General features: G+C 40.2%; 12 protein-coding genes. All 12 read right to left on the reverse strand.

Annotation, left to right across the window (positions count from 1 at the left end; all coding sequences use genetic code 11):
• Positions 1–2: 2 nt before the first annotated feature.
• The gene (locus E6Q52_RS05310) at positions 3–1,655 is read right to left on the reverse strand and encodes a GMC family oxidoreductase (protein WP_292819379.1); all 1,653 of its coding nucleotides are present in this window, start codon (positions 1,653–1,655) and stop codon (positions 3–5) included.
• 1 nt (position 1,656) lies between these two features.
• Positions 1,657–2,877 carry a glycosyltransferase family 4 protein gene (locus tag E6Q52_RS05315; RefSeq protein ID WP_292819381.1) on the reverse strand — a complete coding sequence of 407 codons (1,221 nt, stop codon included), beginning with the start codon at positions 2,875–2,877 and terminating at the stop codon, positions 1,657–1,659.
• A gap of 10 nt (positions 2,878–2,887) precedes the next feature.
• On the reverse strand, positions 2,888–4,312 hold the full coding sequence (locus E6Q52_RS05320) for an O-antigen ligase family protein (RefSeq protein ID WP_292819384.1): 1,425 nt from the start codon (positions 4,310–4,312) through the stop codon (positions 2,888–2,890).
• A 157-nt stretch (positions 4,313–4,469) separates the two neighbouring features.
• Entirely contained in the window at positions 4,470–6,410 is a 1,941-nt protein-coding gene (locus tag E6Q52_RS05325; protein ID WP_292819387.1) for an acyltransferase family protein, read from the reverse strand.
• Between the two features lie 62 nt (positions 6,411–6,472).
• Complete coding sequence (locus tag E6Q52_RS05330) at positions 6,473–7,321, reverse strand: glycosyltransferase (protein ID WP_292819390.1); 849 nt, start codon at positions 7,319–7,321, stop codon at positions 6,473–6,475.
• A 7-nt stretch (positions 7,322–7,328) separates the two neighbouring features.
• On the reverse strand, positions 7,329–8,759 hold the full coding sequence (locus tag E6Q52_RS05335; protein ID WP_292819393.1) for an MOP flippase family protein: 1,431 nt from the start codon (positions 8,757–8,759) through the stop codon (positions 7,329–7,331).
• A gap of 18 nt (positions 8,760–8,777) precedes the next feature.
• On the reverse strand, positions 8,778–9,497 hold the full coding sequence (locus E6Q52_RS05340; protein WP_292819396.1) for an exosortase C-terminal domain/associated protein EpsI: 720 nt from the start codon (positions 9,495–9,497) through the stop codon (positions 8,778–8,780).
• A gap of 5 nt (positions 9,498–9,502) precedes the next feature.
• Positions 9,503–10,375, reverse strand: coding sequence for an exosortase B (gene xrtB, locus E6Q52_RS05345; protein ID WP_292819399.1), 873 nt, complete (start codon positions 10,373–10,375; stop codon positions 9,503–9,505).
• Between the two features lie 25 nt (positions 10,376–10,400).
• Positions 10,401–11,267 carry a chain length determinant protein tyrosine kinase EpsG gene (epsG, locus tag E6Q52_RS05350; RefSeq protein WP_292819402.1) on the reverse strand — a complete coding sequence of 289 codons (867 nt, stop codon included), beginning with the start codon at positions 11,265–11,267 and terminating at the stop codon, positions 10,401–10,403.
• Between the two features lie 53 nt (positions 11,268–11,320).
• Complete coding sequence (gene epsF / locus E6Q52_RS05355; RefSeq protein ID WP_292819405.1) at positions 11,321–12,670, reverse strand: chain length determinant protein EpsF; 1,350 nt, start codon at positions 12,668–12,670, stop codon at positions 11,321–11,323.
• A 15-nt stretch (positions 12,671–12,685) separates the two neighbouring features.
• On the reverse strand, positions 12,686–13,714 hold the full coding sequence (locus E6Q52_RS05360; RefSeq protein ID WP_292819408.1) for an SLBB domain-containing protein: 1,029 nt from the start codon (positions 13,712–13,714) through the stop codon (positions 12,686–12,688).
• A gap of 90 nt (positions 13,715–13,804) precedes the next feature.
• Positions 13,805–14,626, reverse strand: a complete 822-nt coding sequence (locus tag E6Q52_RS05365; protein WP_292819411.1) for an EpsD family peptidyl-prolyl cis-trans isomerase — start codon at positions 14,624–14,626, stop codon at positions 13,805–13,807.
• Between the last annotated feature and the right edge of the window lie 23 nt (positions 14,627–14,649).

The raw sequence follows: 14,649 nt of genomic DNA on the forward strand, positions 1-14,649 counted from the left end.
ATTTATTCCTTTGTAGTAACACTTTGATTTAAATGATCAGCAAGCCGCAAGGCCAAAGCGACAATCGTTAATGTCGGGTTGGCATGGCTATTGGTGGTAAATACTGATGCGCTGGCTACATACAGGTTTTTAACGCCATGCACTTTGCAATTCACATCAACCACACTGTCATTTGGAGCGGTTCCCATACGGGTTGTTCCCATATGATGGCCGCCAACTGGTAAAGCGTTCTCCATTGCCTTTTGTAACTCTTCAGGCTTAAATTCAAGCCTGCAAGCTTTTGTTTTCTCAAATTGTATTTTTAGTAAGTTAAAAGATTTAATACCGGAAGCAATATCCTGTGCAGTCAACTTCCAATGCACTCGCACTCTGCGCATGCCAAAACGGTCGCGCGTATCCAATAGTTCAATTCGGTTATTAACGTCTGAGACCTGCTCGCTGTTGAACTCTATCGGATAGGTACCGTTGCGGTTAGCAACTAGCGTGTATGGAATACGACGCTTGGCAAGTTTAATTTTAAACAGCCAGTTAAAGGCAAAGCCAATGACCGAACCAACATCCAACACTACATTAAGTAGGTGTTTAAATGATTGACCTCTAACAGGCGTTTGGTTCACGCCATGATTCAGAATCGCCTGATATTCAGCCTTGAGAATCGACTTGGCAAGATAGATAGTTGACATCACGCCACTGCCGTGCGAAGGGTCCGCATAAGCCGGAAAGTGCAAGCGAAATGCAGAGTTAAGTAAACCATGCTGCGCCTGGAAAGCTGCAGAAAATTGAAGTTTACGCCTGGCGTAGATGCCCTCAACTGTTTTCTGAAAGTCAAAAACAGGTAGCTCACCGCTAAACCGCAATGCACCAAAAATCAAGTCATAGTGACAAGCGTAGTATTTACCCAGACTATTATCTAGATAACTCCAGGCGGGGGTGATCTCTCTACTTGCTAACATCAGTCGCGTGGTTTCAATTCCGCCACCAGCTAACACGACTTGCTGCACTTTCACCTGTTGTGCCTGGTTGCCGTCATGTAGGGTCACAGAAGTAACAGTATCTCCCTCTGTGTTAGTGTTAAGCCCGATACATCGCGTACGCAACAACACATAAACATTACTTGAATCAGTCAGCTCACGACGAAACTTTTGACCAAAATCTGTTGGCAGGCTGTAGCGTTCAATATACTCATTAAGGTCAGGCGACAATAGTGGCGCCTCACTGAAAATAGGTTTCGTATTCGGGCCAAATGATGAAATCGCAAAATCGTTCTCACCTGCATCACAATAATCTAAGGCTTGAGAATAATAGTTTGCAATTGTATTGGCGCCCTCTGGCCACCCACTTTCGGGCACATGTGGCCTTTTTTCAAAGTCGTGACGGTCGAGTGGTACACAACGGCCGCCCCATAAATGGGTTGTACCACCAAAGCGTTGATACCTGAATTCTGTGGTTTTGGGGTGAGGCGCGGTGGCCTCACCAACATAGGCATCAACAACCTCTGGCGTTTCTTGCCAATCACCACCTTCAATCAATAATATTCGATGACCACTGCGTGAGAGTTTTACCGCAAGACTAATACCGGCCGCACCGGCGCCAATCACACAAATAGGGAAAGACTCTAGCTCAGATAGTTTAGTTTGATGAAGATAACCGATCATGTTAGTTTTGCACTTGTTCCCTGATCAGATGTTCAAGCTTGCCGACTTCAACTTTAAAGTTAAAGTTTTTCTCAACGGTGTTTCTGGCAGCTGAACGAACATTTTCACGTAATTCAGGATGTTGTATGTAACATAAAATGGCACTTTTTAAGGCCACCTCGTCTGACGGTGCAACAACCATGCCAGAAATGCCGTGCTCGATTAACTCAGTAACTCCACCTACGTTAGTGCCGATGACAGGCACACCACAAGCCATTGCCTCCATTAACGATACTGGAACGCCTTCAGCAAAACTTGGCAGAATAAATACATCGCTTTCTAGCAACGTATCGCGCACCGTTTCTTGGCTAGCAAAACCACCAAAGTGGACCATTTGTGTCAACCCATGTTGCTTTACCTCAGTTTCTAGAGCAGCACGTTCGGGACCATCGCCCAAAAGGGTCAGGTGAAAACGATGCCCCTCGTTTTTTAATGTAATCAAACTACGCAATAACACCGGTACCCCTTTTTCGGCAGCAAGCCTACCTACATATAGAAGCTTTACTGGAATCTCAGAGGTTGAATGCGATTTAAATGGACTATAAGGGTACTGATTCACATCCACCCCGCAATGAACAATCTTTAGTTTATGCCAGTCCTCAGCATCCGAAAAAAGCATCATTTGGCTGCGGCAATAATTACTGATGCAGACGATGAATTTTGCATACTTTACTTTTTCGCGTAGCGCCAGCAATGTAGGCTCAAAAAAGATATGCGGCCCATGAAATGTGATGCTGTAACCTACACCACTCAGTTGACTCGCAAGCATAGTAACCATACCACTGCTATCACCAAAGTGATTATGTAGGTGCTCTACTTTGTTTGTTTCAAGATAATTGGCAAGCAGTAAAGCCTCTTGAAAATAAAACAGCTGATAAATAGTCCCTTTGATGCCTGGCCGACGTGTTTTAAATGCTAATTTAAGTGTTTTTAAATATTTTGATGCTGAGCGTGCCAAGTAACTCAAATTAAGCTTAATAAGCTTTAGTGGGCTGGCAGGCAGAAAGTAAGTGGTTTGTTTACGCTCGTTTAGAATCAACGGACTGACATTGTTATTTCCTTCAGGTAGTCTGAGAGCACTAGTAAGTACATCAACACCAGATGCTCTTAACCCAATCACCTCTCGTTGGATAAAGGTATCTGTGGCGCGAGGGTAACTGCTAGTAAAGTAAGAAATTTGCATATTCGGGGACTTAAGATTTAATTTTTTGTATATTATCGAACTGTTTTCTTTCAGCATTCAGTCCGACAGCAGATATCGCTAAACCTAACGTAAACCAGAGATACCAGTCAAACACCAAATAGTCGAGTAAGTTATCTGCATATCCCATGAAAACAAATTGAAGCAAGATAATTGTTACAGTAAATATCAAGAATTTATTAAGTTTATAGAGACTCGAAAGTTTTTTAAAAACTTGGAATATCAAATACAAGAAAGAAAGAAAGCCTAAAATACCAAGTTCGAAAAATAACTGGACATAAATGTTATGTGCGTTGATTTCAAAGTCTTGCATCTGGAATGCATTCGCCATTCCGAAGCTAGTAGAAAAATGGGTAAAGCTGTACAACCCATATCCTGTGAGGTAGTGGGAGGATGACATCCAACCAATACTGTCAGACCAAATTTTCAGCCTCCATGCATAAGAATTCAAATGTCCATAGCCACTTGCGGCTAGACTATTATCTTTCGTTAGATCGAGGATGCGGTCTTGAACATCTGGTATTAGTAATGCAAGGAAAGGAGCTACAATTATTAGCAGAAGATACTTTCTGTCATGCAAGAAAGCATAAAGAAAGAAGAATAAATAACAAGTGACCCAACCCGATCGCGTTTTTGTCAAAATAAGCATACCCAAAAGCAAGAGTATATATATAGGTATTAATCGACTTAGCCCTTTACCGATGTAAGTTATTTTTGATTTGTAGATATAAAAGCACACTGTAATAATTAATACTAAGTATGGTGCAAAAGGGTTGGGATGGGGGAAAGTACTACGCATGCGAAAGCCCTCTCCCAGATACATTCCGTACCCACGTCCCCCAAAAATCATACACAGAAGACCGTATGTGACTGGAATAACTGACGATAAAGCAACTGCTGTAATCCATCTATCAAAATCATGCTGAGTTTTGACAAGTCTCAAGCCGAGTAAAAACATAGAGGCATAAGAGACATATATTAGGAAAACTTTTATGCTTTGAGTAAGGGCTGGTGAATATATTAAAGATATTAAGGATAATGTGAGAAATATTATCCATGCTTTCATAATACCCTTAACATCAGGTAAGTTACCGTTTGATTTCTCAAAGATGGTTAAAATTGCAATAAATATAACCAGCGCATTCAGAACGCCACCAATACCAAAATTGCCAAGCTTAATGGAGTTAAACACTACATCTAATGATGATCTAGTAATGATTACAAGTAAAAAAAAGAAGTATCTATCAAATGTAAAAATCAAACCAATTAGAATAGCCAACGGCAAGCTCAGTAGGTATAGATATTGATCTCCAACTAGCTGAGTGATGAACAGAGACACTAAACCAAAAAAAATTGCAGAAAATGAAGCCAGCAATAAAAAAATGATTTTAGGTTTAATAACATTAATGTTGGGCACGTTTTGACCTGAATAAAATTAAGTATGTTAAAGATAATGCTTCTTTTATTAAACTACCTAGTCGCAAGGAGTTTATAAAAAACGATACCTCAAAAAATGCTTCAATGTGCTGAGATTGAAAGCCAGAATAAACGTGTCTTCAAACAAAATCGTAAGTTCAGAGACTATTGAAAATAGCATCACTAACAAAAACAGAGGCTTTTAAACCTAAATGCCCATAATCAAAAGTTGTTAGCTCTTCACCAGCTCCGTCATCAATAAAAGTCATACACCCCAATAATTCATCACATAAAATATCAATTAATGAAATGTAATGAATATTTGTTTGTTTCGAATATTTATGTTTTAAATCTTCATCAACTTTTATCAAGTCACTATTCAAAACTTGTTTATTAAGATACTTTGGAATAGATTTTATATCCGGGTATTGCTTCGCTAGGTATCGATAAAGGTATTGATGCCACTGAGGAGCAGGGCCAATAAGGACAACTTTTCGCACACCGATATTTTGAAGCCAATTTGCAATTAAATTCCAATCTGTCTGATCATGTAAATCCTTTTGAGCAATAATTACCATTTCTGGTTTAAGGATTTTAATATGATTCAAAGCTTTCAAATTTGACAGTTTGCAATTTAGAGTTTCAAGGTTCCCACCATTTTCTAAGAATGGCCGGCAACCAGATGAAGTTAACTGATTCAGCTGGTATTTATCTCCAAAACTTTTATGCAGTCCATAATAAAGTTGAAATGCGTGAGAGTCACCCCAAAGCAATATCCCTACCTTTTTATTCTTTTCAACACATTCTTCTTTAATTTCATCAACGAGAACACCTTTGTAGTCAATAAAGCCGCAATGTGTCCTATTTTTGACTGTCCATTCGTTCAATGTGACATAGTTCTTATGATTTGATACGAATATATCACTAATTGTTTTACTACTCTTTTGTAATTGAAAGTATGAGAAAGCTGAATAAACGCCTAGAAGAAACAATGCAAAAAAGAGAATTAAGGATTTCTTAGTATTTACAACTTTGTATCGCAAAGGATTTTCAACACAATAATAGGTGGTGATCGCTAAAATGATACTTACAAAAATCAGACCTAATTTTATATTTTTGTCCATAAGATAGCCATAATGAATATGACCAAATGCGAGTATAGGCCAATGCCATAAATAAAGTGGGTAACTGATTAGCCCTATGAAAACTAAAAATTTATTTCCTAGTAGCCACTTACCGATGTTATTGCTACCACTATATAAAATAATAAGTCCGGATCCTAAAACTGGAAAAATAGCCAGCCAGCCAGGAAAAGAATCAGTTGACTTGATAAACATACCACTACAAAAAATAACAGTAACACCTAAGAGTGTCATGAGATTGCTGTAAAAAGGAGTGCTAGTTCGTCCTGTTATTTGCCCCCCAAGATTATTTAAAAATAATGCACACAAAGATCCGAAACCTAACTCCCAAAGCCTAGTGAATGGCATATAGAAAACATTTGATTGGTATGTAGATACAAAAAATAGATTTAATAAAAAAGACGTGACTAAAAAAAATGAGATCGTCTTTAGAGAGAAATAAAAGCTTTTGGGAGCAATTAGAATTAATAATAATGGCCAGAAAATGTAAAACTGCTCCTCTACACCTAACGACCATAAATGTAATAAAGGATGATTTTCTGCGCTGTTGTCGAAATAATTAAGGGTATTTAAAAAATATATATTAGCCAAAAAGATAGTTGAAAAAAATACTGACAAATTGAAGTCTGCAATTTCTGCCTTAAACAAAACTGCTTTAGAAATTAAAATACTAACCAATAAGACAAAAATTAATGCCGGATAAATTCGATTAATACGTTTTTTGTAGAAAGCTAGTATTGAAAATTTTCCAGCGGCTATTTCTTTGAAAATAATGCTTGAAATAAGATAACCAGAAATAACGAAAAAAACATCTACTCCAATAAAGCCTCCAGTAAATTTCTGAGGGAACGCGTGAAAAACTACAACAAACAATATTGCAATAGCTCTTAACCCGTCAATTTCGGGTCTGTAAAATCCATTTTTAAATACATTATTATTATTGTCAGGTATTGCCATAAATATATTTGATTGTCTAAAGTTTTTTCAAAATTACATGATTTAAACAGAAAATTAAAATCTTATCTTCGAAATGTAGAGATTAGAAGTTGAATAATTCCTTTGGGCCAAAAACCAAACTTAATAAACTTTAGCCAATCTGAAAAACTTGGCCTGTTATTATAATAACGAGAGAACATTTGCAAAAATAATTGTTGAGCATTTCGCTTTGAATCCTGACAATGCTTACTCACAAAACGACTATATGCTTGCTGTAGACGTACTCTAGATTTAATAGAGATTCGGTCGCCTCTCGGTGTATCATCCATAATCTGTGTTGGAATATCGAGCAGAGATGCTCTGCCGAATTTTTTTAAAACTCGAAAAAAGAATTCCATATCTTGCCAAGCCGGCATAGCTTCATCGAACAACCCAGCCTCAATAAAAGTGCTCTTAGGCGCAAAAATCTGATTTCCTAAATGATTAAACTCAAATAGTTGATCATAACTTACGTTGCCCAATTTCTTCGATTGCGCAACTTGTTTGCCATCTCTATAAATTAAATCAGGCGTGTAAATACATGATGGGTGAATAGAATGTGTCTCTAAAAGTTGCCAATAGTCCAGCATTAATGCAAGTCGATTCGGCAAAAACTCGTCGTCGTCGTCCAACCCAGTGATGAATTCACCGGTGGCACTCTTAATAGCCAAATTTCGCGCGGCAGGCGCACCTTCAGACTGGGGTTTGATGAAAAATTTCAAGCGCGGATCAACCGTTGATTTTTGCTTTAGATATTCTTCGGTATCATCGGTTGAGCCATCGCTAACGACAATCACCTCAACATCCTGATGTGTTTGGTTGAGTACTGAATCAACCGCTTTTTCTAATGCCTGTCTTCTATTTTTGGTTGGAATGTAAACAGAAATTCTCATGGTCGATTCAATTCTTTCTACTAAAAACTTTACCCAAATAAGTCTTAATCAATGCCGGAAACAATAAGTAAGAAACTAGCAAATAGACGATTACGCCAAACAAAGTCGCCAGCATAAAGCTTGTCAATAAATCTAGAGTGCTATTCATCTTTATAAAGCTATAACGCGTTGACACGCACATAATCAATGCCACTAGTGCTGGTTTCCAAACGGACTTTAATAAATCAAGTGGGGTGCATCTCACCAGTTGTCCAGCACAAACGAGTAAAGGGATACCGGTTAACACGCTGGCATAAAAATACCACTCTGCCACGCTATTTACGCCTTTTGCCGCGCCTATGTAGTAAGCCACAACATGCACCAAGGCACTTGCAAGTGAAAGCCACATGAGTTGACGGGTTTTTCCTTGGGCCATAAAGACGGTACCTGTGGTGCTAGAGATGGATTGCATGAACCCGACGGGCGTAAGCCATGCCAATACACTTGCTACTTGTATCCATTGATGACCGAAAGCGATTTCTACAAATGGCTCTCGTAATGCAAAAATACCAGCCATAAGAGGCGCAGTTAAAAACGCTATAAATCCTATGGTTTTGAGGTAAAGCTTGCCCATTTCGTCGAGCGCATTTTGTTGGCGACTCATCACGGGAAACAGCGCACGCGATGAGGCCCAAGTGATATTTTGTACTGGTAGCAGCATGACTTTATAGGCCATTGAGTAGATACCCAGCGATGCTGCGCCAAGTACACGCCCGATGACCATGCTGTCAGCATTTCTAAAAAAATAAGTAATCAGTTGAAATGCTGTCATATGCCCTGTAAACGGTAACAGTGATTTCAGCTCGTCCCAACTTGGCTTCCCTTTGGGCCTCCAATTAGATACTAGCCATAGCTGTATTGAGGAGAGTAATGCCATCAATATGGCCTGTAGCACCAAGCTGTAAACACCTGCGCCGTAGAGTGCTGCAATGACTGCAACAATCATGGCTATTAAGGAAGAGATTACCTCAATAAAAGCAAGTTTTTTAAACTTGGACTCTCTTTCAAGCAACGCCTGGTGCGATATTGATGAACTTGAAATCGGAAATATTAGTGCGAGGATCACTAGAATAGTTATCAGCTCATCATGCTTGAAGTAATCTGCGATGAGTGGCGAACCGACTGCAATCCCTAAGGCGATCGTTATTCCGACGATCAAGTTAAACCAAAACACAGTGTTGACTGTGTGATGTGTTAGTTCTTCTTTTTGAATGATAGCCGCAGATGTTCCCTGATCCCTTATTAAGAGTGCCAGGTTAGTCACAACGGTGGCCATTGCCATCAGGCCATAGTCACTGGGTGGCAGTATTCTTGCTAATACAAATATATTAGCAAGTTGCGAAGTAATTCTAGCTATCTGGGAAACTGCAACCCATTTAGCGTTTGAAACAGCAGACATTGAGTACCAGTCTTGTATCTAATTTGGTAAGAGTAGACCTGGCGCATTGACTTCTACCACGCTGGCAAACTCTGAAAGAAACTTTTCATGTAACTCATAAGCGTCTTTGGCTTTGGACTCGTCTGGAATCACGGTTGATACGCGCACTAATATACCGTCGTCTAAGCGTCCTTTGAGCAGGCCATCTTCAATAATTTTTAAACGCATTTGCACGCCTGAGGTCATGGTGCGGTCACCGACACGAATCCAGTAGCTGACCGCTTCAAGATGATTCTGGCCATAATACAACTGACGTTTACCTATCACAGGTGCTGTGCTGTTTAGTGTCTCAAAAGTGACAGTTTGCGTTTTTTGTAGCTGATAGCCTTGGGCTGGATAGCAAATATCAGGCTGGTGCATTTTCACATCTTGCCGCTGCTCTCTCGCGTAAGCCAGCGCAACCATGACTTGATGGCCCTCAGCGTCAGCGTATGTACGCATTAAAGTATCGTCGTATAACTGATTAACCAGACTTTTTTCATCACTCACCATGCTGACTTGTGGAGTTGATTGCTGCACTTCTACCCACCCATTGATCACACGCGGGATGGTTTGCTCGAAGTTACTCTCATTTTTAGCATAGTGTGCCCGTGGCTTAAGTGCTGTCGCCAACCCCAAAAACATAATGCTCACGAGTAACAGCTGTAAGCCGGTAGAGAGTTTCACGTGAGGCAGTTTGAGGTATAAGTCTTTCATCATGGACACTAATCTTGGCTGAGTAAGCTTTTAATATTAAATTTTTCGGCAACTTTTTGAATCACTGAGTCAATGACGATAATCAAAATGAGTGCTGTCAGAAAAAGCACCATCCCCGAGAAATTATGTAAGAAACCCTGCCCTGCTTCATCACCCATATGGTAAGTAATCAATGCCAGCGTGCACACTCTCAGCACATTAGAAATAAAAGAAACTGGCACAATCAGCACTGCTAGTAACACATTACGCCAGAAGGCCTGGTGATTAATGACATTGATATATAACAAGCCAATGGCTTCTAGTGTAAATAGAGAGTTCAACCCAGCACAGGCATCAGCCACCAGTAATTTATATTGTCCAATTTGCAGGATTACGCCTGACCGAGCGATTGGGTAATCCAATGCGTATAACAAGTGGTCGGCTGCAAAGGAGACGGCAATTTTCATTGGCTGTGTCAGCGTATCAATGACAGACGCTGGCCAAGGAATCAAAAAGATGAAAAAGAACAAGGCAAACCAATATTTAAGCGCTATTTTAGCGCCGAACAAGATACATATCAGGCCGCATAGTATAAACACCAGCGACAGAATAGAGATGATGTATACGCTTTGCGAATAACCAACCAGGTATAAAGTGGCGCCAATTAAAATGAGTGGCCAACCAAGCGCCGGAACAGGCTTGAATATTTGTGGTTTTTCTAGAATTTGCTTGGTTTTAAAATAAAAAAACCAGATACCAATACCCAGTACGATTGGGCCATGCGATTGAGTGTCGGTATTCCAGACAGTCACAAACAAGTCATGGAACACCGGGGTAAACAGGATCAGAATCGATAGCAATATAGCGATGTAGCCATAAAGCTTTTGAGTCGACCCTGGCATCTTTATGACTGGTGACGCAACCATGCTAGCCAGCATTCAACGCAATTTGAACATCAATGCCTAAGCTACGACAAGCTTCGTAAGCTTCTTGGGTATCTTTTAGAGTCGTTTTGTTTTGTAGTGTTGAAATCAGAACGCCACCAACTTTTTTGGCGACAATCTGCGCATCGGATGACTGTAGGAGCGGAGATGTATCAACAATGATGGCATCGTAGTGTTCGGCAAAAGTGTTCAGCAGTTCGTTTAAAGCCTCTTTATTGAGTAACTCTTGCGGGTTTGGTGGCGTGGCGCCTGCAGTCAAAATGCTCAAGTTTAATAATGAAGGAATTCTAACTACAACGTCTGTCGAGGCTCTACCAACCAGAATATCCGAGAGGCCATGGTGGTTATTGAGCTTAAAAAGCTTATGTTGCGATGGATCGCGCAAATTTGCATCGATTAACAACGTACGCTCGCCTAATTGAGAGAATACCACTGCCAAATTGGATGCTAACAAACTAGCGCCATCAGCTTCTCTTGCCGATGACACAGCGATCGTTTTAAATCCGCGCTCAAACCAACGCAAAATCAACTGTGTCCGTAATGAACGTAGCGATTCAACCTGTTTTGAAAATGGATCAAATGCGGCAATGAGTCCAGTATTAAACGATGCTTTATCTGGTGTGATGTAAGGATAATCAAACTGATAAGACAAGGCCTGATTAATATCCTCCATGGTAACAAAGCCAAGTGCTAATGCCGCCTCACCGAACCGCATAGACTTTTCTTTTTGAAACTTAAGAATTCGCTCAGCATCTTTATCTGTAATTTTGCCCATATCAAGCAACAGGTGACCGATGCTGGAAGAAACCGTTTTCAAGGGCGTTTTGTTATCTGTTTCAATAATATTCATACGCAATCACTTTTTGCCTGATAAATTGTTTTCTAAAGAGGGCCGCTGCAACACTAGACAGATTTGAGGCTATATTCAAATACTGGAATTTCAGCCAATGCAAGAATGTCGTCTTTGCTACGAATTCGACGGTCAAGCATCTCTGCAAGCAAGGCGAACAAACAACCAAGCAAAGCACCAATAAACAGCGAAAATGGAGCAATGAGCAATAAACTTGGATTGCTTGGCTCCAATGGCGGTACAGCCGTTTCAAGGATTGAAATATCACCTTGAGTAGATTGACCTTCCAATGCAGTCTGGCTAAAACGATTGTTGACTGATTCAAGTGCATTTTGGGCAATCTGCACTTCTTTTTCTAAAATAGAAAAATCTGATCTGAATCTATTAAGATCAAGTACCTTTTGCTTTTGCTTTTCAAGTTGAAACTTAAGGTCGCTCAATCGTTGTGAGTTAATATTGGCGCTATTACCCAAACTCACTACGGTACGATCAATTTCTGTATTCAGCTGACTTTTGATTTTATTGACTTCGGCTTCGGCTGCAATGTACATAGGGTGATTCTTACTATATCTCTGCCCCATTTCGGCCAGTTTGGATTCGGCAGTAATCAGGCTCATACGCATGTTTTGAATCACCGGATTTTGCGCCACGTCGGGTGAGTCACTCATGTTTTTTGAAGCATCATTACGACGAGAATTCGCATCAATAGATTGAGACTGTGCCATGCTGTACTGCGTTGACAAATCTCTTAACTTCGAGCTTTCAACATCAAATGAATCTTGAATACTGGTTAACCCGTGCTTTTGCTGATATTCAGCAAGTCTGTCTTGTGCTTTTTGGACGTTTTCACGTAATACTTTAGTTTGCTCTGCAAGGTATTGCGATGCCTTGATAGCAGGGTCAATTTTGAGTTTCAGACTCAAATTAATGTAAGACTCGGCAAAGGCATTGGCCATCGTCGCAGCAAATACAGGATCAACACCTTTGTAACCAATAGTGATTACACTACTTTCTTTGGATGGCAAGATTGATAGCTTTTGTTGCAACAAATCCGCCAGCCATTCATTAATATCCGCCTGCTTACCTGCTGTAGCATGTTCAAACTGCTCCTGCAGCGACTTCACTTCAGCCAAATGTAATCTTTTAATGACATCCAAAGTCACATTTTTACTCTGAATAATATCGACCTGAGTTGCCATGTAGCCAGGCATTAACTGCGCTGGCATGGCCATGCCCGTCACAGGATCAACACCTTTGTAATTCAAGATAACTCTAGTTGCTGCTTTGTAGCTTTTGGGAAATAACAAACTGACAACACTTGCAGTCAGCAATGTGATGACCGATACCAGCAAAATCATTTTATAACGTGCCTTTAAGATCAGCACTAACTGAGTAAAATTCATGGTCAACCCTTTAAATTACAGCAAACTTTCTTCAATAAACAGCACATCTTCGTCTTGCAGAATAGCGGTCAGATCTGGCGTTTGCTTCACAACCATGCCTTCAGCATTCTTTCTATGCAACTTGACTGAGCGCTGTGTGCCGCGGATAGTCAAGCCACCCGCTTTAGCAATGGCCTGCATCACTGTCATATTTTTATCGATTTTATACATGCTGGGGCGCTGAACCTCACCGTACACATAAACCTGTGGTGCTTTTGGCACATAGATAACATCACCTGGTAACAAGTCTTTATTGAGGGCGCTTGCAGGTGATCTAAACAATTCGTCAATATTCACTTCTTGAGTCACGGCTGTGCCTGAACGTTGGGTTGTAAAAAAAAGTGTTTCGGCAGCTAACTCTGTAGAGCCGCCAGCCAAAGCAACAAAATCGCTGATTTTACGCAAACCACCTTGAATACCATATTTGCCCGGGCGTAACACTTGACCAGTGACAGCAACATCACGTGTGCTGACATAAATCGTTTCACCACCCAAAAGACGAATATCCTGATCATTTAAGTTACGACGCTCAATCACTTCATTTAAGTCATATTCACTGCGCTTATCACCTCTCACAACGGTAATAATTTCTGAAGCCTCAGAGGTTAAGCCCCCTGCTTCAGCCAACATGTCCTTGATATCGCTTGGTCTCGTAATTGGATAACGACCAGGTTTTAGTACTCCGCCTAGCACTGAAACTGTTTTACTCATAAACTCAAGGACTAACAAAGACACTTGAGGATTTGCAATAAAGCCGCCCCGCTTGAGTTGCTCCGCAATCCGCTTTTCACTCTCTATTGTTGTCAGGCCGCCTACTTTAACCTCCCCAATCAGCGGCATTGTCAGCACACCATCTTCTGACACACGCGTTTCTCGTGTTAAATCAGCATCACCATAGACAATCACTCTGACATAATCACCGGCACCCAGGGTGTAGTCAGCATGCGCTAGTGAACTTAATGTAAACATAAGTCCGACGACTAAATACTTTAAAAACTGTGTCATAAACGATGAACTCTTTTCGTGATTTGAATTTAACAATTTATTTATTACGGCAATTTTTACGCAAGGTTAATTGAGCGTTAAAAATTTAGTTTAATGAAACTGCATATCTACTTTGTCATTAAATACTTTAATCGTGGACAACTTCTGCAAGCGATTGATTTCTTTGTTAATAAACGCTTGTTTTTTTTGCTGACTTAACAATTTTCTAGCAACAGAAATTGACATCGTATTTGATGATGGCATATCTAATATAGTGTCGATTGATTTAACAACAACATTATGATCGTTATGCACAAACAATAAATCACCTTGTTTTAATTGACTCACTTTAGGCAGGATGTCTAGTGGCAGTCTGTCGGTTAAAAACTGGCTATTACTTTTATCATACACAATATTTTTTATACGAAGCTCTGTTTCAAGAGACTCAAGCGTTCTGATATTACGCTCCATTAATTTTACATCAAGTCGCAAATCATCATTCACAAACGCAATATCAACGGTTTTAAATAACTTGCGTTGTTTAAACATACCTGGATGGTTAGCAACAAACTCCTCAACCTCATCGTCAGAAACCGCTTCTAATTTCGCCAGTTTTTTTGCCAGATACGCCTCTGCATAAATCTGAGCTTTGGAGGACTCTATCGCCCGAATTACCTCAGGGGCTCGTTCCAAATTAAATTTTAACGCCTCTTGTACCAAAAGCTGCCTATCAACAAGACTTGCCAACATCTTCTTAGCGGCTTCAGCACCCTCTAAATTCGGTGAAACTTTTAACATCTCAATTTGCAACTGATCAACGGTGATCTCATCACCATTCACTTCGGCTAACACTTTAGATTCTAAATTGTCATTACCCATATGGCAGGCATTGAGCATTAACAGAACGAAAACCAACTTAGAAATCCGCAACATTCAATTACTCAAATAAAAGTCAG

Source organism: Methylophilus sp., assembly GCF_008015755.1.
Classification (GTDB): Bacteria; Pseudomonadota; Gammaproteobacteria; order Burkholderiales; family Methylophilaceae; genus Methylophilus.